This is a genomic window from Pedococcus sp. 5OH_020 (genome assembly GCF_027812955.1).
Classification (GTDB): domain Bacteria; phylum Actinomycetota; class Actinomycetes; order Actinomycetales; family Dermatophilaceae; genus Pedococcus.
Window position 1 is genome coordinate 17,104 of the sequence record NZ_JAPYZV010000001.1, and the last position, 19,407, is coordinate 36,510.

Annotated in this window: 20 protein-coding genes and 1 pseudogene; 16 read left to right on the forward strand and 5 right to left on the reverse strand. The window is 66.3% G+C overall.

Annotation, left to right across the window (positions count from 1 at the left end):
- Nucleotides 1-365: 365 nt before the first annotated feature.
- A complete protein-coding gene (locus PHA84_RS00080; protein ID WP_270886042.1) occupies nucleotides 366-596 on the reverse strand; it encodes a hypothetical protein in 231 nt (76 codons plus the stop codon).
- A 234-nt stretch (nucleotides 597-830) separates the two neighbouring features.
- Between PHA84_RS00080 and PHA84_RS00085 the strand changes: the two genes are divergently transcribed.
- From PHA84_RS00085 to PHA84_RS00120, 8 genes and pseudogenes are all read left to right on the forward strand, one after another.
- Entirely contained in the window at nucleotides 831-1,601 is a 771-nt protein-coding gene (locus tag PHA84_RS00085) for an SDR family NAD(P)-dependent oxidoreductase (RefSeq protein WP_270886043.1), read from the forward strand.
- A gap of 70 nt (nucleotides 1,602-1,671) precedes the next feature.
- Nucleotides 1,672-2,088: a DsbA family protein gene (locus PHA84_RS00090; RefSeq protein WP_270886044.1), complete on the forward strand. Its 417-nt coding sequence runs from the start codon at nucleotides 1,672-1,674 to the stop codon at nucleotides 2,086-2,088.
- Nucleotides 2,089-2,257: 169 nt separating this feature from the next.
- Nucleotides 2,258-2,878, forward strand: a complete 621-nt coding sequence (locus PHA84_RS00095) for a uracil-DNA glycosylase family protein (RefSeq protein ID WP_270886045.1) — start codon at nucleotides 2,258-2,260, stop codon at nucleotides 2,876-2,878.
- 303 nt (nucleotides 2,879-3,181) lie between these two features.
- Nucleotides 3,182-3,364, forward strand: a pseudogene (locus PHA84_RS20730) (RidA family protein); the annotation flags it as partial.
- A gap of 286 nt (nucleotides 3,365-3,650) precedes the next feature.
- Nucleotides 3,651-4,256, forward strand: coding sequence for a GNAT family N-acetyltransferase (locus PHA84_RS00105; RefSeq protein WP_270886047.1), 606 nt, complete (start codon nucleotides 3,651-3,653; stop codon nucleotides 4,254-4,256).
- Between the two features lie 437 nt (nucleotides 4,257-4,693).
- Nucleotides 4,694-5,179 (forward strand): redoxin domain-containing protein, encoded by a 486-nt coding sequence (locus PHA84_RS00110; RefSeq protein WP_270886048.1) that lies wholly within the window; start codon nucleotides 4,694-4,696, stop codon nucleotides 5,177-5,179.
- Entirely contained in the window at nucleotides 5,176-6,474 is a 1,299-nt protein-coding gene (locus tag PHA84_RS00115) for an MFS transporter (protein WP_270886049.1), read from the forward strand. Before PHA84_RS00110 ends, PHA84_RS00115 begins: the two co-directional genes overlap by 4 nt.
- Before the next feature lie 294 nt (nucleotides 6,475-6,768).
- Nucleotides 6,769-7,686: an NADP-dependent oxidoreductase gene (locus PHA84_RS00120; protein WP_270886050.1), complete on the forward strand. Its 918-nt coding sequence runs from the start codon at nucleotides 6,769-6,771 to the stop codon at nucleotides 7,684-7,686.
- Nucleotides 7,687-7,798: 112 nt separating this feature from the next.
- Here the strand turns inward: PHA84_RS00120 and PHA84_RS00125 are convergent, their stop codons facing one another.
- The 4 genes from PHA84_RS00125 to PHA84_RS00140 all read right to left on the reverse strand — a co-directional run bounded on the left by PHA84_RS00125 (nucleotide 7,799) and on the right by PHA84_RS00140 (nucleotide 11,823).
- Nucleotides 7,799-8,488: an RNA polymerase sigma factor gene (locus PHA84_RS00125; RefSeq protein WP_270886051.1), complete on the reverse strand. Its 690-nt coding sequence runs from the start codon at nucleotides 8,486-8,488 to the stop codon at nucleotides 7,799-7,801.
- A gap of 516 nt (nucleotides 8,489-9,004) precedes the next feature.
- On the reverse strand, nucleotides 9,005-10,348 hold the full coding sequence (locus tag PHA84_RS00130) for an MFS transporter (RefSeq protein WP_270886052.1): 1,344 nt from the start codon (nucleotides 10,346-10,348) through the stop codon (nucleotides 9,005-9,007).
- A 77-nt stretch (nucleotides 10,349-10,425) separates the two neighbouring features.
- Nucleotides 10,426-10,983, reverse strand: coding sequence for an NADPH-dependent FMN reductase (locus tag PHA84_RS00135; protein ID WP_270886053.1), 558 nt, complete (start codon nucleotides 10,981-10,983; stop codon nucleotides 10,426-10,428).
- A 33-nt stretch (nucleotides 10,984-11,016) separates the two neighbouring features.
- A complete protein-coding gene (locus PHA84_RS00140; protein ID WP_270886054.1) occupies nucleotides 11,017-11,823 on the reverse strand; it encodes a tryptophan 2,3-dioxygenase family protein in 807 nt (268 codons plus the stop codon).
- A 119-nt stretch (nucleotides 11,824-11,942) separates the two neighbouring features.
- On the opposite strand from PHA84_RS00140, the gene PHA84_RS00145 reads away from it, so the two are divergent.
- From PHA84_RS00145 to PHA84_RS00180, 8 genes are all read left to right on the forward strand, one after another.
- Complete coding sequence (locus PHA84_RS00145; RefSeq protein WP_270886055.1) at nucleotides 11,943-12,881, forward strand: LysR substrate-binding domain-containing protein; 939 nt, start codon at nucleotides 11,943-11,945, stop codon at nucleotides 12,879-12,881.
- Nucleotides 12,882-12,990: 109 nt separating this feature from the next.
- Entirely contained in the window at nucleotides 12,991-13,533 is a 543-nt protein-coding gene (locus PHA84_RS00150; RefSeq protein WP_270886056.1) for a flavin reductase family protein, read from the forward strand.
- A gap of 315 nt (nucleotides 13,534-13,848) precedes the next feature.
- A complete protein-coding gene (locus PHA84_RS00155) occupies nucleotides 13,849-15,321 on the forward strand; it encodes a 2-hydroxymuconic semialdehyde dehydrogenase (protein ID WP_270886057.1) in 1,473 nt (490 codons plus the stop codon).
- Complete coding sequence (locus tag PHA84_RS00160) at nucleotides 15,306-16,139, forward strand: 2-keto-4-pentenoate hydratase (RefSeq protein ID WP_270886058.1); 834 nt, start codon at nucleotides 15,306-15,308, stop codon at nucleotides 16,137-16,139. The genes PHA84_RS00155 and PHA84_RS00160 overlap by 16 nt, the downstream gene beginning before the upstream one ends.
- Nucleotides 16,132-16,575, forward strand: a complete 444-nt coding sequence (locus tag PHA84_RS00165; protein WP_270886059.1) for a RidA family protein — start codon at nucleotides 16,132-16,134, stop codon at nucleotides 16,573-16,575. Before PHA84_RS00160 ends, PHA84_RS00165 begins: the two co-directional genes overlap by 8 nt.
- Nucleotides 16,572-17,096 (forward strand): 3-hydroxyanthranilate 3,4-dioxygenase, encoded by a 525-nt coding sequence (locus PHA84_RS00170; RefSeq protein ID WP_270886060.1) that lies wholly within the window; start codon nucleotides 16,572-16,574, stop codon nucleotides 17,094-17,096. The genes PHA84_RS00165 and PHA84_RS00170 overlap by 4 nt, the downstream gene beginning before the upstream one ends.
- A 69-nt stretch (nucleotides 17,097-17,165) precedes the next feature.
- On the forward strand, nucleotides 17,166-18,122 hold the full coding sequence (locus tag PHA84_RS00175) for an amidohydrolase family protein (RefSeq protein WP_270886685.1): 957 nt from the start codon (nucleotides 17,166-17,168) through the stop codon (nucleotides 18,120-18,122).
- A complete protein-coding gene (locus PHA84_RS00180) occupies nucleotides 18,067-19,395 on the forward strand; it encodes a LacI family DNA-binding transcriptional regulator (protein WP_270886061.1) in 1,329 nt (442 codons plus the stop codon). The genes PHA84_RS00175 and PHA84_RS00180 overlap by 56 nt, the downstream gene beginning before the upstream one ends.
- The last annotated feature ends 12 nt before the right edge of the window (nucleotides 19,396-19,407 follow it).

Sequence of the window (19,407 nt, forward strand, 5' to 3'; positions counted from 1 at the left end):
ATTCGCTGGCGGAGGTCCCCGATGAGGGTTGGACGAGTCCCATCGTGACGGCGTAAGCACTATGACCACCGCGCAGCGCGTAGCTCCGAGGAAGCCCGCACATCCCGAGACCGTTAAGGCGCACTGCCGTGACGGCCGAGGCTCCCGGCGTACGGGGCGTCAATGGGTGGCAGCCGCCCACCGAATGTGGTGCCGAGCAGGCGCCCGACCCGCTGCAGGCAGCGTCGCTGACAAGGCGACCATGGCTTATGTGGCCTTGGCCGCGTATGAGCTGATGTGCTGTAGGGCCATGTTGAGGGACGCTCTCATGGGCGAGGCGTCGTGGGCCGCCTGGGAGAGCAGCTATCCATCTTGAAGTGCGGCCATCAAGCCGGTGGCGAGGGGCTGGGTGTGGACATCGCGACGAAGCTGCCCCTTTCCAGGCCTCGCATGGAGTCCACTCGCGCCAGCAGAGCCGTTTCGCGCTCGAGAATCACCTCAGCGCGACGCGCAATGACAGCCGCAACCAGGGCCTCGTTGTCGGGGAAGTGATGGGAGAGCTGTGACTTGCTTGAGCCGGTGGCGGCCATGACGTCGTCCAGCCGGGTGCGGTTCACGCCCTGGACCCTGCCGTCCAGCATCGTAGCGCCGCTCAGCTTGCCAGGGTACTGGGGTGTTCGCGTGTAGGGGATGGGCAGCCCCATCGGTAACGTCGGGCGCCGCCTGATCGCAAATTCGCGTCCGCATCGGTAAGGGACGGCTGTGTCGCGCCACTACCTCCACAGCTTGGTGCACTGAAGACCGCCGGACCGAGACGGGTACGGCGAGAGACCGAACCGGAGGTTCCCGCAATGTCAGATCGTTTCCTAGGGCACAAACTCGTCGTCACTGGCGGCAGTAGCGGCATGGGCCGCGCCACCGCGGCAACTGTTGTCCGAGAAGGCGGCTCGGTCGTGCTGATCGGCCGCGACCAGGCCAAACTGGACGCCACAGTCCAACACCTTGGCGGCAGTGGATATGTCACCGCCCTCGCTGGGGACCTGAACGACCCTGCACAGGTCACACGCATGGTCGACGCGATAGCTCAAGACCACTCTGACACCAGCCTTCTGGTGAACGCTGCGGGCTTCTTCATTCCGAAGAGCTTCCTCGACTACGACCTGGCCGCCTACGACTCCTACATGGACATCAACCGAGGAACCTTCTTCCTGACCCAGGGTGTGGCGCGTGTCATGGTCGCCCGCGGCACGGGTTCCATCGTGAACATCGGTTCCATGTGGGCGCACCAGGCGCTGGGCGCCACGCCGTCGTCGGGATACTCCATGGCGAAGGCGGGGCTGCACTCGCTGACGCACAACCTGGCGATCGAGCTCGCAGGTAAGCACATCAGGGTGAACGCGGTGGCGCCGGCAGTGGTGGCCACGCCGCTGTACGAGGGCTTCCTGAAGAAGGACGAGATCGACGAGACGCTGCACGGCCTCGATGGCCTGCACCCTTTGGGACGCGTGGGCAACGTTGACGACATCGCCGCAGCCGTGACCTTCCTACTCTCCGATGACGCAAGCTGGGTGACCGGCAGCATCGTCAACGTCGATGGAGGCGTCATGGCAGGACGTAACTGAGCGAACATCGATCACGGGGGACGGTGCACCGTCAAAGGCGTAGTCACCACGGCCTCCGCGGGAGTGCGGTGTGCCTCTGGCGCCCTACGGGAGTGACGTGTGCCTCTCGCAGGGCGCCATCACGAGCAGTCAAGGACTCGGAGATGAGGACGCGCTCAGCGCAGGCCCTCAGAGCAGCGACGTGCGCGTGGTGTGGCGGCACGACGTACTGCTCACGAATCAGGACCAGCTGAGGATCGAGGACCTCAGCCGGTACGCGCAGCAGCTGGGCCTGAACGAGGATAGGTTCCTCGACGACGTGCGACACGGGAAGTTCGGGCACCGGGTGGCCCAGGACGTGGCGTCGGCCGACGCGAGCGACGTCTCCGGCACTCCCACCTTCTTCGTCAACGGACGCCGTCACTACGGCCCCCTTGATGCCAGGACGCTCACCAAGGTCGTCCGAGCAGCAGCGATCCTTGCGCGCCTGACCAACTCACCTACCTGACACGTCGAGGGACACCCCGGTTCCAGGTTCTCCTAGCGCTGATATCGGTCGCAACCGCAGGTCTGTCGTGTCGAGACCGAACGGCGTAGGACTTCAGTGGCAGACACTTGGATGTCGACCGACGTCGTCACTGACCAACAAGCCAGACGCTGAGAGAAGGAGGCACAGGGTGAGCGAGACGTTGGAGAAGGTGAAGTCGGCCATCATCACGGACCCTGACAATGCGTGGGCCACCGACCAGGGCTGGCAGCCGCTCTACTCGGCGCACGTTGACGCAAGGGTTGTGATCGTCGGCCAGGCGCCGGGCCGCCGCGCCCAGCTCTCGGGCATCCCCTGGGACGACCCGAGCGGTGTGACGCTCAGGGGCTGGCTCGGCCTGACTGCCGAGGAGTTCTACGACCCACGCAACGTTGCCTTGCTGCCCATGGACTTCTTCTATCCGGGCAAGGGTCAACATGGCGACCTCCCACCCCGCCCCTACTTCGCCACCAAATGGCACCCGCAGCTGCTTGAGCAGATGCCGCACGTTGCCCTCACCTTGCTGATAGGCCAGTACGCGCAACGGCACTACCTGCGGAGCCGCGTCAAGGCAACGCTCACAGAGACGGTTCATGCGTACCAGGAGTACCTGCCACGGTGGTTTCCCCTCGTCCACCCCTCACCATTGAACTTTCGCTGGCAGGCCCGCAATCCATGGTTCGCGGACCTCGTCCTGCCCGAGCTTCGTCAGCGGGTGGCAGTTGCACTGGACTGCGGACAGAGCGCGCGCGACGTCAAGCGGAGCAACTGAGCGCAGGGCGATAAGAGACGTTGTCAATGCGGCACAGACATGCAGCGGTTGACGGCGCACCGTGCGCGATGCGTCCGCATCGGCTGCCGTCTCCTCGCGGGCCCGTGGAGGCAAGGGGAGTGGCAGAGAGGTGCGACTGTTGGACGGCACACACCAAGCACGGTGCACCGAGCCGCCCAGCGCATCACAAGCCGGGAACAGAGGGGAGGGCCGATGAAGAGCCCAGAGTCGTTCCGTGTCCGGGTTTCTGACCGCATCGGGCGCTACGTCGACGTCCCGGTGTCGGGCCACGCGGTCCAGGTCATGGCTTGGGGGACACCCGGGTTGACTCCGACGGGGGCCATCCCCGACACCTTGAAGACACAGGCCCGGCAAGCATGGTTGAACGTGCAGAAGATCCTTGCGGCTGCTGGGCCCTGCTGGGACGACATCGTGAGCGTGCGAAGCTGGCCCACGAACCCTGCAGACATCCTCACGTACTCAGTGGTGTGCAGCCAGCTCCTTCATCATGAGCCGGTCTTCGCTCTTCGGGTCGTCCAACAGCTCATGTCGCCCGGGGATCCGCGTCGAGATCCAGGTCATCGCGGGCGTGCCCGCCGGTGCGGAAGGTGCGCCACGCCGGCGGCACCGCCAGGGCAGCCGCGACGGGCAGTGCGAGCATCGTCGTTGCCCTCTGGCACTACCGGCTGCATACCTCATCCCGGCGGGCGTGCGGGTATGGCGTTGCCGAACGGTCGACCAGTCCACGACTGTGGGGACTTCGGGGGAGCTGATGATTGACTATTGCGAGATCCACGGAGACGTCATACGGACGGCCCGAGTGGTGTTGCGTCCCTGGAGCTACTGGGACATCACCGCCGCCCTGAGCATTTACGGAAGCCCCGCCGTGGCTCACTGGCTGGAGCCCGAGATGTCTCTCGTGACCGACAGAGGCAGCATGGCAGACATACTTGCCGACTGGGTCGAGGAAAGCGCTGCGGCTGTGCCACCCATTGGCCGTTGGGCGGTCACGGTGCCCTCCTCGGCTGGGGCGGGTGACGTCGTCGGCGGCGCTGCGCTGCTGCCATTCGGTCCCGACGGGCAGGACCTCCAGATTGCTTCGCAGCTGCAGCCCGCGTCGTGGGGCAAGGGCCTGGCAACTGAAGCAGGTCACGCCTTGGCGCACTACGCGTTCAGCCAGGGCGCCGTGGAGCTCTTCGCTGTGGCGCGTCCGCACAACCGCCGCGCCGCGAAGCTGGCGGAGCGTGTAGGGATGGAAGGGGTCGGGGAGAGCGACAAGTACGCCGCGCGTGAGCTACAGGTCTACCGGCTGGTGCAAGCCGATCTGGACCTGCCTGCCGGTGGTGTTCTCATCAAGCCACCGGAAACCGGCCTGTAGTGCGCCGAACTGAAGTAACCACGCGCGAGATAGTGCACTTCGTTGCCCCGGTCGCAGGTATCGCTGCGCTACCCGTTCCCCTGGGCGTCGCCGAGTCGTGTCGCCTCAAGTTCAGCGGATGGGCGGCGTAAGACCGCGTACACGGCTGGCACTAACGCCGCGTAAGCCCACGAACCAACCGCTGACTCACCGCATGCTGTCGTATTGCTTGAGTGCGCGTGACCAGTCCTGGGGCACGGGCGCGCCCCGGGCCAGGCACGCCTCGCGGGATGTTGCGCAGCACCCTGGCGCCCATGGGAGCCCAATAGCGCCAGCGCCCCGGACGCACCGTCATCGTCCGCGGTTGAGCTTGCCTGTCCGGAAGTGGCAACACCCTCGGGCGACCTCGACGAACACGTATGGCAAGGCGGAGAAGACCGATCAGCTGGAGGTCAAGAATGTTGTCAAGCGGTTCACCTTTCCCGAGACTTTCGCTGTCCACCACGACGGGTGAGGAACCGGTGCTGCCTTCAGCCGCGCCCGGCAGCTACGCCGTGATCTTGGTGCACCGCGGCTCCTGGTGCCGGCAGTGCGTGGGGCCGCTGCGCTCATTTGCCAGCCGAAGCGACACGCTCGTGGCGGAGAACATCACGACGGTGGCCTCCCCGGCGGACTCGCGCAGCACGGCCCGCAAGACGGTCGAGGAGCTGGACATTCCCTTGGCCGCCGGTTGCGAGGCTTGTGTCCCGCAGGTCGCCGAGGCGCTCGAGTGCTACACCGATCCCGAGATGAGGTTCTTCCACTCCACGGACTTGGTGCTGGACCCCAAGGGCCACATCCTGCGCGCCGTCTACTCCCCTGGTGCCGTCGGCAGGCTTGGACCCCACAGACGGGATGGGTTCGTGAACAGCCGTCGCAGCTCAACCGCACGTCCCACGTCGTGACTGTCACCTCGGCGAAGGGACCCGATCCGTTGCGAGCGCCGGCTCCTGCGACCAAGGTGTCCACCCGGGTCAGAACGCATCGGCTGGCGTTCGTGTCCGCGGTGGTCTCGTTGGTCGCCTCGTTTGCCGCGAACGCTGCCCCTGTCCCGCTCTACAACGTCTACCGTACCGAGGACGGGCTCGACAACGCGGGCATCTCCCTGGCCGTCGTCGCGTACTCGCTGGGCACCATCGCCGCACTCCTTCTCCTGGGACGCGTGTCGAACCATTGGGGCCGACGGCGCACGGCCATCCTCAGCCTCGGCCGCGTTCTGCTGGGTTGCCTCGTACTGCTGAACGTTCACGAGGTCGGCACGTTGGTCGTTGGTCGCCTGTTCATGGGCTTCGGCTCCGGCATCGCGAGCAGCAGCCTCACGGCCTACATCGTCGACACAGCCCCTACCAGGCCGGCCTGGCTATCCCCGGTCGCCTCCAGCCAGGGACCCATGCTCGGTTTGGCCGTCGGTGCGATCGGCTCCGGCGCACTGGTCGGGTTCGGTCCGTTGCCCCGCCACCTCGTCTACCTCGTGACGATCGTCCTGCTCGTCCTGTCGGCCGTACTTATCGCCATGAGCCCCGAGACTGTGACTCCGAGGCCTGGCGCTTGGCGCTCGATGCGACCGCAGGTACGTGTGCCCGCCAGGATCAGGCACCTGCTTCCTGTCGCGACGGCGGTCTTCCTCGCCACCTGGGCCACAGGGTCCTTCTACCAGGCTCTCGTGCCCGCAGTGATCGAAGATCAGCTTCACACACGAAGCCCTCTGACTCTCGGGCTCGTGTTCGCGGCGTACATGGCCTCCAGCGCGTTCGCCGCGCCCCTGGGCGGCCGGTTCACACCAGCAACTGCACAACGCGCCGGCATGGTCGCGTTCCTGGCCGCGATGACCGGCATCCTCACCGCGATTGCCGCCGGCAGGCTGCTGGTGTTCATCGCAGCGACCTTCGTCGCGGGCGCCAGCCAAGGTGTCGCCATCAGTGCCACCGTCCGCGCCCTGCTGTACCGCAGCAAGCTCGGAGACCGAGCCCCGATCTTCAGCGTCATCTACCTTCTCTCGTACAGCGGCGCAGCCTTCCCCAGCCTCATCGCCGGCGCCCTCTCCAACGCACTGTCGCTGCCCAAGATTGCCCTCGGCTACGGAGGGCTCGCCCTGGTTGCCACCCTCTTCACCGTGGTTGCTGCGCAGGATCCCGCCGACGGAGGGCCCTATCGGATGCGAGCCGGTCGCAATAGTGTGGATCGCACAGCGCGGCCGTAGGCGGAGCACGCCGGGCTCCCCCGCACTCGACCATGACGCGTCCCGTGGAGGCTTCCCACGTTCAGCGTTGCTAAGGCGCATCCCGCTGCCGCCACGAACACCAGTGAGCCCGCACGGTAGGAGCCGAACTGCCAATGCGGGGTCTGGCGGCGGGGCAGGGCCTGTTCGAGCAGGGCAATCTCCCAGCGGGAGAGACCATGCTGGTGCGCATCAGCCGGGTTGGCCCGTAAGCGCCGCGCGTTTCGACGCACCACCTCTTGACCAGGAAGACACCTACCGAAGGAGACAAGTCCTATGAAGGCGATCGTGGTGACCGACCAAGCTGCAGGGTCGGACGGGATGACACTGGCGGAGCGACCCGAGCCGTCGGCAGCGATCAACGACGTCATCGTCGAGGTGCACGCATCGGGGTTCGTCCCGACCGAGATGGAGTGGCCTTCCACATGGACCGACCGCGCCGGCCGCCACCGAGCGCCATCCATCCCCGGGCACGAGATGGCCGGGGTGGTTACCGCGCTCGGCTACGGGACGACGGGGCTTTCGGTGGGGCGGCGGGTATTCGGCATCACCGACTGGCATCGCGACGGCACGCTTGCGGAGTATGTCGCCGTCGAGGCACGCAACCTGGCGCCCCTGCCGGGAGATGTTGACTTCACCGTCGGGGCAAGCCTGCCGATCTCCGGCCTGACTGCGTGGCAGGGGCTGCTCGAGCATGGTCACGTGCAGGCTGGGCAGAGCGTGCTCGTGCACGGCGCAGCCGGCGCAGTCGGGACGATGGTCACGCAGCTCGCACGTGAGTTCGGCGCCCACGTCATCGGCACTGGCCGCGCCGGTGACCGCCAGAAGGCCCTCGACTACGGGGCTCAGGACTTCGTCGATCTTGAGAATGATGCGCTCGAGGAGGTCGGCGAGGTGGACCTTGTCTTCGACCTCATCGGGGGCGAAGTGCAGAAGCGGTCGGCAAGGCTGATCCGACCCGGAGGAGTGCTGGTCTCGATCGTCGGGCCGGTCGAAGCGCGGCCGGCTGACGGGCGGGCGGTCGACTTCGTCGTCGAGTCGGACCGTGGCCAACTGCGCGAAATCGTCCAGCGAGTCAGGGACGGACGGCTGCGCACGAACATTGGCCATGTCGTGCCCCTCGAGGAGGCAGTGACTGCCCTGAACTCGACCGACCGACGCAAGGGAAAGTCCATTGTCAGCATCCGCCACTGAGCGCGGGACCTTGCCGAACCGGGTTGCTGCGGGCGGCGCCTGTCGGCACAGGGGCAGCCCGAACCAAGGCACGGTTCGGCTGCGCCCACGGTGACGGAAGGCATTCGTCTGCTCAGCAGACGCTTGACGGGTCCTGGAGCAGACCTCGGTCGGCAAGGTGACGTCGCACGTTGCGACGTGCGTGGAACATCAGCTGGTAGATCGCGTTGCGATTGGATCCAAGCTGGCTTGCCAACTGGTCGATGGATGTCCCATGTACGACGATGCCGAGGAAGACGAGCCGCTGCCGGGCCGTCAGTGCAGTGGAAATGGCGGCCATCACTGCGTATCTGAGCTCACCCGCTTCCGCTTCGCCTTCCGGGGAAGGGGAGCGGGCGGAGGGTAGCCGATCCCAGTCCTCGCCGCTCAAGGCGTGCGTGACGGTTCGCCGCCGGTCGTGCTGACGGATCTTGACCCGTGCCTCAAAGGCGACGAAGCTGCGCGCCCAGGTCGTGAACATGCTGTCTCCGCGAAAGTCCGAAAGGCGCCGGATGATCGACACCAGCGCATCCGCAGCTGCTTGATGCGCGAGGTCGTCCCTCTCGGCGCCGGCCAGACGCGCACTGTCGCTGCGGCGAGCGAGCTCGCTGCGAGCAGCGCTGAGCAGGTAGGCGTACAGCTGGTTGGCGGCGCGCTCCCGCTGAGCGCCGCCGGCGCTCAGCGCAGTGGTCCACCAGCAGTTCTCCTCGTCCCTGCGGCTGGTCGTTTCGTCCTCGCACTGGACGGCTACCTCGCTTGCGCTGCCGTGACATCCGCCAGTCATCAAGGCGTTGCTCGCTCTCATCTAAGGTCGATCAAGTCCGCTTTTCCAAGGATGTTCCCTGGAGCGACGTAGGAAGGTCACGCCCAGACTTGGGCGGAGTGACCTAGTTGCCGGTGCTAGTTCCTGTAAGCCGATCCGCATTGTGAGTTCATGTGGAGTGGACACTCCGTGCGATTGGTGGACCGCGTCCTGTCGGCACCGTGCATCACATCGGGAACGGACTGGAAGGACCACGCCAGCGCATCGTTGGAAGTCTCCGACGGCCGCCGGCCGGCCCGAGAGCCGGTCAGATGGAGGCTGCGGGTGCGTGGGTCTGCAGTTGGCGTATGAAAGGCATGCAGCAGCCGGGCGACGGCGCCCGGGCCGAGTCGGCGTGCACCGGTGTAAATTGGCGGTCCGGCCCGGCGCACCGTGCGAAAAGTACCCGGGCACGCGCGCATCGTTATCCTGCGCGCGGGCCCATCAACGTCGTCGGGCTCTGGAGCTGTCCCGTTGGCGGCGCTGCTTCCTCGAGGTTCAGTCGAGCAGGCCCACCTGCGATCGACGTGGTCCCGCGGCAGCCGGGGCCCTCGACGTATCGCTGGTCGACATCCGCGGCTGCGAGATCAGGGCGACGGAGACCAGTGAGAGAACGGCGATCCCGGCCACATAGGCGGCGACAACATTGCTCGATCCGAACTCGGCGTACAAGGCGGTTGCGATGAGTGGAGCAAACGCACCGCCCGTCACCGCACCGAGCTGATAGCCCAGCGAGACGCCGGAGTACCGCACCTGGTGACCGAACATCTCTGAGAAGAGAGCCGGCGCGGGCCCGTAAGTGCAGCTGAAGAAGACCTGTGCGACCACCAACGCGATGGTTGCAAGCACGATGCTGCCAGTCGTGATGAGCCAGAACATCGGGAATACCCAGATGGCGAGCGCCACAGCACCGATCGCGTACGTCTTGCGTCGACCAATCCGGTCGGACAGGTGTGCAGCTGCGGGGATGGTGACGATGGAGACGACCGCTGCGATGATGACCGCCGTGAGGATCGCGCTCTTGGGGAACCCCAGGCCGGTCGTGAAGTACGCGAGGACGTACACCGCCAAGACGTAGTATGCCGCGGCGTTCAGGAGGGTTGCCCCGGCAGCCTGCAGCGTTTCTCTCCAGTGGTCGCGCAGCAGGTCGACCAGGGGAAGGCGGTTGGGTCGGTCATGCTGGGCCGAGTCGACACCTTCGAGACGCGACTGGGCGTAGATGCCCACGCCGACCAGAACGATGCTCAGTATGAAGGGCACGCGCCAGCCCCACTGAAGGAACGCGCCCTCAGTGGTGGTCGCGGACAACGCCAGGAAGATGACATTGGAGCAGATGAGGGCCAGCGGAACGCCGATCTGCGCAAAGCTGCCGTAGAAGCCACGGCGATGCGCGGGAGCGGCCTCGCAGACGATCAACACGGCACCTCCCCACTGACCGCCCAGGGCGAGCCCCTGGATGAGGCGCATCAGGACGAGCAGCAGCGGGGCAAGTGTGCCGACTGACGCGTAGGTGGGTAGGAGTCCGATGGCTGTCGTCGCCGCGCCCATGAGCATCATGGCCGTTACCAGTGTGGGCTTTCGGCCGAACCGGTCGCCGAAGTGGCCGAACAGGGCTGCCCCGAACGGGCGCACCAGGAAGCCCACCGCGAAGGTCGAGAGAGACAGCAGGATCCCAGCCGAGTTGCTGAACGCGGGAAAGAACAGCTTGTTGAGCACCAGCGCCGAGGCGGTGGCGTAGATGAAGAAGTCGTACCACTCGATAGCCGAGCCGGCGACGGCAACGACGACCTTCTTTCGCATGCCGATGCTCGAGCTGTTCGGTGTGTCGGTTGTTGTTGCCATGAATCCTCGCTCGGGTAGGTCTGGAAGTGAGCTGGTCGGTCAGTGCACTGGTCGTGCTCCGGAGCCGTCCCTTGTGTTCAGGTGACCGACACGTGCGATGCGCGGTCGATCAGGGTCCGCAGCTGCTCCAGGACCAGGCGCAGGACCTCAGCTGTGGCGAAGTCCAGCCCGCTGCTTCGCTCTTCAAGCTGTGCGTGCGCGCTGCCGAGAATGAACTCAGGCTGTCGCACGACTGCCGCATCGAGCTTATGGAGAATCTGACGGAGGCTGAGCTGCGCTCGGACGGTCCCGAGTGGGCTCATGGATGCTCCGATAATGGCGACCGGCTTGCCCTTCAGTGGCAGCGTCTCGCCTTCGGAAGGTCGTGAGAGCCAGTCGATCGCGTTCTTCAGAGCACCCGGTACCGATGCGTTGTACTCCGGTGTCGCGATCAGCAGACCGTCCGCCGCGCGTAGGCGGCGTCGGAGGTCGTCTACTGCAGGTGGCGCAGGCATCTCGTGATCTTCATTGAAGTGCGGGAGGTTGCCGAGCGACTCGTAGAGGTCGAACTGGAAGACTTCCGGGGCGAGCTTCGCTGCTTCGTCGAGGAGCCTGGTGTTGAACGAGGCGCGTCGCAGACTGCCGGAGATCGCCAAGATCGTTGCCGTGGTGTCCTGGGGTCGCACTGTCTACTCGCCCCCCGTACGTGTTGCCCACAACTCAGGAAACGGCATGACCGTCAGGGTGGGAGTCAGCCAGGCGGTGCCGCTGACGCCGAAGTGGGCCGGCCTTGCACCCAGGGTGCGGGAGGTCGTCACGTAGTGCAGGTACTTGTACTCGGCCAGGCCCTCGGCAACGGCGATGAGAGCGCGAGCCAAAGCCAGCAGCTCCGAGCACTCCGGTTCCTTGGAGGTGAACACGGAAGTCCAGAACGAGACGACCGCCGGGTCGAGGGGATGCTCGCCATCGGTTACCCCGTCGTCGTTCGACTCCTGCAGGTCATGGCCCCGGCGGCGAGCGAGGGCCAGGGCTTCCTCGTACACGCTGGGGGCGTCCAGGACTCGGCGTAGCTGCGCGTACTCCTTCGGCATGGTGGCGACCTCGTCGCCCAGGCTGGCGTCCTTGAGGCCGAGGCGGTACAGCATCTCGCGGTATTTCCACGACTGGAGCGAGGTCGACTTGCCGTGCACCTTGGTCATTCCCACCTTGATGGCCGCGAAGTCGGCCGGCAGCATCCACCCCAACGACCGCCACGACGCGTTCAGGCCCGCGAAGTGGGAGGCGGCACGTTGCAAGGAGGCCGTCGCATCGGGAAGCGCGTCCTTGCGGAGGTGGTCCGAGGCGGCGCCGATGTCGTGCGAGATGAGCGCAAAGTAGAGCTCCTGGACCTGACACACGACCAGGAAGGAGCGCTCACCCTCATTCTGGGTCACTGGAACCTGCAGCGAATGCAAGGTCTCAGCCTGGAGGTACGCGTTGTAGGCGGTACCAGTCATGGGTTCCTCCACTTGACGACGCGCTCTGCGATCTGTGGACCTATCGTGAGCGCCAGCGTTATGCTCCGCAAATATCGAATCTGAGGATCGATATTCCTGAATGGATATGAGGGTGCGCCATGAAAAAACCGGACCTTCTTGATGGGCGGCTCAAGTTCCGACACCTCTTACTCGCCGATGCGATCACCCGCTTGGGCACGCTGAGCGCGGCCGCCGAGGAGCTCAGCATCACCCAGCCGGCGGCGACCCGAACGCTGCGGGAGCTGGAGGTCCTCCTGGGGGTGTCCTTGTTTGACCGGACCTCACGCGGGCTCACGCCCACACCGGTCAGTGCGGCCTTCACGACGCACGCGCGAGCTGTGGTCTCGCAGGTTCGTCAGGCCGAGCGACACGTCGCTGAGCTGTTGGACGCAGACCGGGGCACAGTCGTTGTCGGAGTGCACCTGACTGGCTCCAACGCGTTGGTGCCCCGTGCCGTTGCGACGCTCAAGGCCAGGCATCCGCTTCTTACCGTGGAGCTGTACGAGGCGCTGCCGCAGCGCCTGCTCATCGAGCTCGAGTCGGGGCGCCTGGATCTTGTTGTCGGCCGGCTGACCAGACCAACCGACGAACACTTCATTCGCAGGCGGTTGCACGACGAAGCCGTCTCCCTCGTCGTCCGCGCCGGGCACCCCCTTGCGGGACGCAAGGACTTCCCCGTGTCGGAGCTGTCGAACTACCCCTGGATCATGCCGAGCTCCGAGGCGCGACTGCGCGGAGAGCTGGAGCTGTTCTTCGGCAAGCAAGGCATCGACCTGCCGGTCAACCGGGTCGAGACAACGTCGTTCCTTGCTGTCAGACATCTCGTGCTGACTACGGACTCCGTTGCCGCCCTGTCGACTTCGATTCTGCGCGAGCTCGACGGCGCCGTGTCACTCGGTCCGTCGCTGGACCTGGTGAGTCACAGTGTGGGCATCACGCTGTCGGCGTCACGCTCCCTCACCCCTGCTGCCGCGAAGATGATCGAGGTCCTGCAGGAACTCGTCGACCAACGAAAGGCCATTGCGAACTCGGTATGAGTGCGGCGTGAAGACACATTGGCGAGGTATGAGCCGGATCGCGCAGCATGGTCACACGAGGAATCCCGGTGGCCGTCGGTAGGCCCCGTGGCGACGAGGAGTGATTCATGTGACCAGTCCCGCCAGCACGTTCGTTCCCAGCGGGCCAGACGCCTTGGCGTTCAGGCATGCGCTCCGGCATTTCCCCACAGGGGTCAGCGTCGTCACCATCACGGACGGCGATGGCGTTCATGGAATGACGGCCAGCTCCTTCTCACCGATCTCTCTGGACCCGCGTCTGTGTGGGGTGAGCGTGAACAAGCCGGGTCGGATGCACGAGCTGCTCCTAGCCACGGACGGCTACTACGGGCTGAGCATCTTGAGCAACAGACAAGGTGCCATCGCGGACTGGTACGCCCGCAGTCCGTGGGCCGTGTCGCCGGACGTCCAGATGGACGCCCGGCACGGCTGCCCGATCATCCAGGACTGCCTTGCCTGGTTCCTGTGCCGTAAGTGGGGAACGTACGACGGCGGCGACCACTCGATCTTCGTCGGTGAAGTGGTGGAGCACGGTTCCAAGGAGCAGGGCGACGTTGCGCCCCTGATCTTCCACCACTCGAAGTACTACAACATCGGCGACAACATCGCCCGAGGCGCCACGAGCGGTTCGTAGAGCCACCAAGAGGGCGCGCAACCGCGGAACCAGTCCCAGCCTGGCCGAGAGGATTCCCAGCGGAAGCTGTCTGGTGCCCATGCGCCCTCGCCCTCGACCCGCCGGCGCCCCACGTCCAGAACGAACGGTCGGGTAGCGCACCTCGCCGTCCGGCGACGATGCCCCGTCGGGATCTGCGTTGTCGGCGGGGGGCGAGAGGGCCTGAGCCGGTCGTCGACCGACGATGGCGAGCCGCGATCGGCATACCGAAACGCACATGGAATAGCGACCAAAGGGCATTGGTCAGGTATCGCGTGTCGTTCCTAACCTACATACATGGCTTCCACTCGTACTCCACACCAGATCCGCAACTTCGTTGCCGGGCAGTTCATCGACGGAGTCGCCACCTTCGAGAAAAGGAGCCCAGTCGACGGCTCGCTAGTGAGCGAGGTTCACGAGGCCGGGCGCGTGCATGTGAACGCGGCCGTTGACGCGGCTCGTACCGCCCTCGAAACGGGCTGGGCCGCGGCCAGCGTCCAGAAGCGCGTCACTCTCATGCGTCGCGTTGCCGACATCATCGAGCGGAGGTTCGAGGACTTCGTGGCCGCTGAGTCGGCGGACACCGGCAAGCCCCTTGGCCTCGTCCGTGAAGCGGATGTCCCCCGAGCGGCGGCCAACTTCCGCTCCTTCGCCGACACCGTGGCCTCCGCCGGGCTCCACTCATACCTCACCGAGCTGAACGACGGGCGCAGCGCACTGAACTACGCGGTGCGCAAGCCGCTCGGGGTGGTGGCGGTGGTCGTTCCCTGGAACCTGCCGCTTCTTCTGCTCACGTGGAAGGTCGCCCCTGCTCTGGCGTGCGGGAACACCGTAGTCGTCAAGCCCTCGGAGGAGACGCCGGCCACGGCCACCTTGCTGGCTGAGGTCATGGCCGAGGCCGGCGTCCCGGCGGGCGTGTACAACGTGGTCCACGGTTTCGGTCCCGACTCCGCGGGGGAGTTCCTCACCACCCACCCCGGCATCGACGGTGTCACCTTCACCGGCGAGTCGGGCACCGGATCGACGATCATGCGAGCCGTGGCGGCCAGCGTGAAGCCCGTCTCGTTCGAGCTCGGCGGCAAGAATGCCGCCGTCGTCTTCGCCGACGCCAACCTCGACAAGGCTGTTGACGGACTAGCCAGGTCAGTGTTCCTGAACACCGGCCAGGTGTGCCTGTGCACCGAGCGGGTCTATGTCGAGCGGCCGATCTTCGACGAGGTCGCCGCGGGGCTGGCCGAACGGGCCAGGGCGTTGCGGTTGGGACGCCCTGATGACCCGAACACCACCACGGGCCCGCTCATCTCCCTCGGCCACCGCGAGAAGGTGCTGTCCTATCTCAAGCTGGCTCAGGACGAGGGGGCCGGCGTGATCGCCGGCGGCGGCGTCCCGGCGCTTGGTGGCGACCTCGACGCCGGCGCCTGGATTGAACCGACTTTGTGGACCGGCCTCGACAACAGCCACCGCACCGTGCGCGAGGAGGTTTTCGGCCCCGTCGCTGCCCTCATCCCCTTCGACACCGAAGCGGAGGCCGTCCGCCTCGCCAACGACACGGCATACGGATTGGCCGCGGTGACCTGGACCTCGAACCTCGAGCGAGGCCACCGCGTCGCGCAACAGATGCGCGTGGGGATGTCGTGGGTGAACACGTGGTACCTGCGGGACCTGCGCAGCCCCTTCGGCGGTGTGGCACTGTCCGGCATCGGCCGCGAGGGCGGGGAGCACTCGATGCACTTCTACACCGAACCCACGAACGTGTGCGTGCAGCTGTGAACGCCGCGAAGGCCGTCACCGGCGACACCAGCAGTCTGACGACGCTGGCCTCGAGGCTCGACGACGCGCAGTCCACGGCGACCGCCATCCCGCAGCTCACGTCCATAACGAGCCTGACGCTGGAAGAGGCCTATACCGTGCAGCACCTGCTAGTAGGGCACAGGGTCGCTCGTGGTGACCGGGTTTCCGGGGTGAAGCTCGGCTTCACGAGCCGCGCGAAGGCACGGCAGATGGGAGTGGACGACGTCATCATCGGCTCCATCACTCGGGGCATGGAGGTTCCCGATGGAGGCCAGACGGACTCTGCGGCGTACATCCACCCGCGGATCGAGCCTGAGGTGGCCTGGCTCCTGGGTCAGGACGTCGACGCGGATGAGGAGTCGCCCGACATCGGCTGGGCCGTCGAGGCAGTCGCGCCCGCACTGGAGATCATCGACTCGCGCTACCGCGACTTCCGGTTCACCCTCGAGGACGTCGTTGCCGACAACACCTCGGCCGCGGGCTACGTCATAGGGCCGTGGCAGCCCGTGGCGGTCGCCGGCGACGTCGGCAACCGCGGGGTCGGGCTCGAGATCGACGGTCGGATCGTGCAGACAGGCTCCACGGCTGCGATCCTCGGGCATCCGTACCGGGCGGTGGCGGCGGCTCGCCGGATGGCGAAGACGCACGGCTTCACTCTTCGGGCCGGCATGGTGCTACTGGCCGGGGCCGCCACAGCGGCCGTGCCACTGGCCGCAGGAGTGCGAGTCCAATCGACCGTCAGCGGCCTTGGCTGCGTTGGCCTGCAGGTGGCACCAGGAGGTGGGGACCATGGCTGATGCGAAGGCGATCACGGTCGATGGCAAGGCGGCTCCGCGCGGAAGGTTCCCGCACGTGAAGGTGGTCGGCGACCTGGTCTTCGTCTCGGGCACCAGCAGCCGCCGCCCCGACGACACCATCGAGGGCGCTGCGGCAGACGAGCTCGGAGCCACCGCCTTGGACATTCGAGTCCAGACGCGCGCCGTGATCGAGAACATGCGCGCGGTTCTGGAGGCCGCCGGCGCCGGCCTGTCCGACCTGGTCCAGGCCACTGCGTACCTCGTCAGCATGAACGACTTCGCCGGGTACAACGACGTCTGGGCCGAGTACTTCGACCAGAACGGGCCGACCCGCACCACGGTCGCTGTCCACCAACTGCCTCACCCGCACCTGCTCATCGAGATTCAGGCGATCGCCCGGGTCGAGGGTGCAACCAATCCGAAGGAGGACTCATGAGCACCATCCCACCTGTCACCAACTTCCCCCAGTGGGTCAAGGACAACGAGCACCTGCTCAAGCCACCGGTGAACAACAAGCAGGCACTGGAGCCGATGGATGACTTCATCGTCCAGGTCGTCGGTGGGCCCAACCAGCGCACCGACTTCCACTACGACCCGTTCGAGGAGTGGTTCTACCAGGTCAAGGGAAGCATGCACGTCAACCTCATGACGGAGGACGGGCCGCGGCGCGTCGACATCCACGAGGGCGACATGTGGATGTTGCCGCGCAACACGTTCCACTCACCCCAGCGGCCCGAGGCCGGGTCCATCGGCATCGTCATCGAGCGGATCCGAGAGGAGGGGGAGCTGGAGAAGTTCGCCTGGTTCTGCCCGCAGTGCAACACCAAGGTCCATGAGGTCGAGCTGCAGGTCCGAGACATCGTCCAGGACCTGCCGCCGGTGTTCCAGCAGTTCTACACCAGTGAGGAAGGGCGCACCTGTCCCAGCTGCGGCACCGTTCATCCCGGTAAGGGCTAGGGCCACGTGGGCACGATCGACGTCCACAGTCACTACGTTCCGCGTGGCTGGCCCGACCTGTCCGAGGTCGTGTCGCCACGACGGGACTGGCCGTGGTTGCGGGTCGACTCGGAGCGCGAGGCCTGCCTCATGGTCGGGAGCAGGGAGTTTCGGCGCATAGGGGACGCCTGTTGGAACGCCGAAGTCCGGCTGGCTGACATGGATGCTGACGGTGTCGACGCGCAAGTAGTGTCGCCCACACCGGTGTTCTTCTCCTATGACGCCACCGCTTCCGAGGCCACGAAGGTCGCCCGCATCTTCAACGATCTCGCGCTGGAGGTGTGTGCCCCTGCTTCGGACCGGCTGCTGCCGTTCGCGCAGGTGCCGTTGCAGGACCCGGACGCCGCATGCGCCGAAGTGGACAGGTGCCTGGCGAACGGGCATCTCGGAGTCGAGATCGGCAACCACATCGGCGACCGTGACCTTGATGACGAAGGAGTCGTCACCTTTCTTCAGCACTGCGCCGATCGAGGCGTTCCAGTGTTCGTGCATCCATGGGACATGCCAAGCTCACCTCGGCTTGACCGATGGATGGCCCGTTGGATCACGGGCATGCCGGCCGAGACGCACCTGACGATCCTTGCCATGATCCTCGGGGGCGTGTTCGATCGAGTGCCCCAGTCGCTGCGGATCTGCTTCGCTCACGGCGGGGGTTCCTTCGCGTTCTGGCTCGGCCGCCTCGAAAACGCCTGGCACGGGCGGCGCGACATCATCGCAACGTCAAAGTTGCCCCCCTCGCAGTACGTGGGACGGTTCAGCGTCGACTCCGTGGTCTTCGAGCCCACTGCGCTACGGACCTTGGTCGACACTCTCGGTGCGGACTGCGTCATGGTCGGAAGCGATTACCCGTATCCGCTGGGGGAGCGCCCGGTCGGGAATGTCGTGCACCAGGCTGACTTCCTCGACGACGACGCCCGCGCTGCACTGCTCGGTGGCAACGCCGCACGGTTCCTGGGGTCTGGCGCAGCAAAGCTCCGCGGTAGGTGAGGGCAGCGAACGCCGCACCGCGGTGTATGGCGAGGGCTCGCTCGCTGCCGCGGCGCCGTCACTCACTCGCCGCTTCAGCCGCTCTCGCGGCTGGTCCGCCGCCCCAGAGGCCGCCGGCCATCTCGACACAGATGCCAGCCCCTGGGCCTATCCTGCGAACAAGGGCGCGGCGACCAAGCCGGCGCCACGTCCGTCTGAAGACGAGGGGGATGGACCCATCGCCAAGATCAAGGACGTCGCGGAGCTGGCCGGTGTATCAGCAGCGACCGTCTCCCGGGCTCTCAACAACGTGCCCACGGTCGACCCGGCGCTCGCGGCCCGCGTGCGCGTCGCGGCGAGGAAGCTCGACTACCGCGCCAACGGCGTGGCGAGGAACCTGAGGCTGCAGCGCACCGACGTCTGGGCCCTCATCATCTCCGACATCGGCAACCCCTTCTTCACTGCCGTGGCCCGGGGCGTCGAGGACGTGGCCCAACAGGCGGGCTTCTCAGTGATCCTCTGCAACACGGACGAGGACTCCGCGAAGGAGGCGCGCTACCTGGAGGTCGCGGAAACCGAGAAGGTGGCCGGGGTCATCATGTCGCCCAACGTGTTCGGGAGCGACATCACGAGGCTGCGGGCGGCCCGGATACCGGTGGTGGCGATCGACCGTGCGCTGCGAGACCCGGTCGACTCCGTGCTGGTACGGTCCGCGGCCGGCGCGCGCGGCGCCACGCTTCACCTGTTCGAGCAGGGCTGGACCAGACCTGCCTGCGTGACCGGTCCCGAGAACGCGGACACGGCCCAGCAGCGACTCGCCGGCTACCGCGAAGCCTTCAGGGTATTGAGGAAGCGGCCGGCGCACGCCCTGGTGCGGCACGCAGACTTCCGGGCCGACTCAGCGCGCGATGCTGTCCGGTCCCTGCTCGACTCGAAGAACCCTCCTGACGCCTTTTTCATCGCGAACTCGTCTATGGCTCTCGGCGCCCTGGAGGAGCTCGCCGATCGTCAGCTGGTGCCGGGACGGGACGTGGGCCTCATCGCGTTCGACGACGCGCCGTGGGCGCCCTTCGTGGACCCTCCGATGTCGGTGGTGGCACAGCCCGTCTACGAGATCGGAGCCCGTGCTGGCCGGCTTCTGCTGGACCGGCTCCGGGAGGGCGGCGTTCCGGCGAGGGCCAGGACGATCCGTCTGGACACGTCGCTCATTGTGCGTGCCAGCTCCCAGCGGGGGATGTTGCGAGCTGCCGTCAGGGCGACAGCCAGTCAGGGTGCGACGGACTGGACCGCCTAGCGGCGGCGGGTG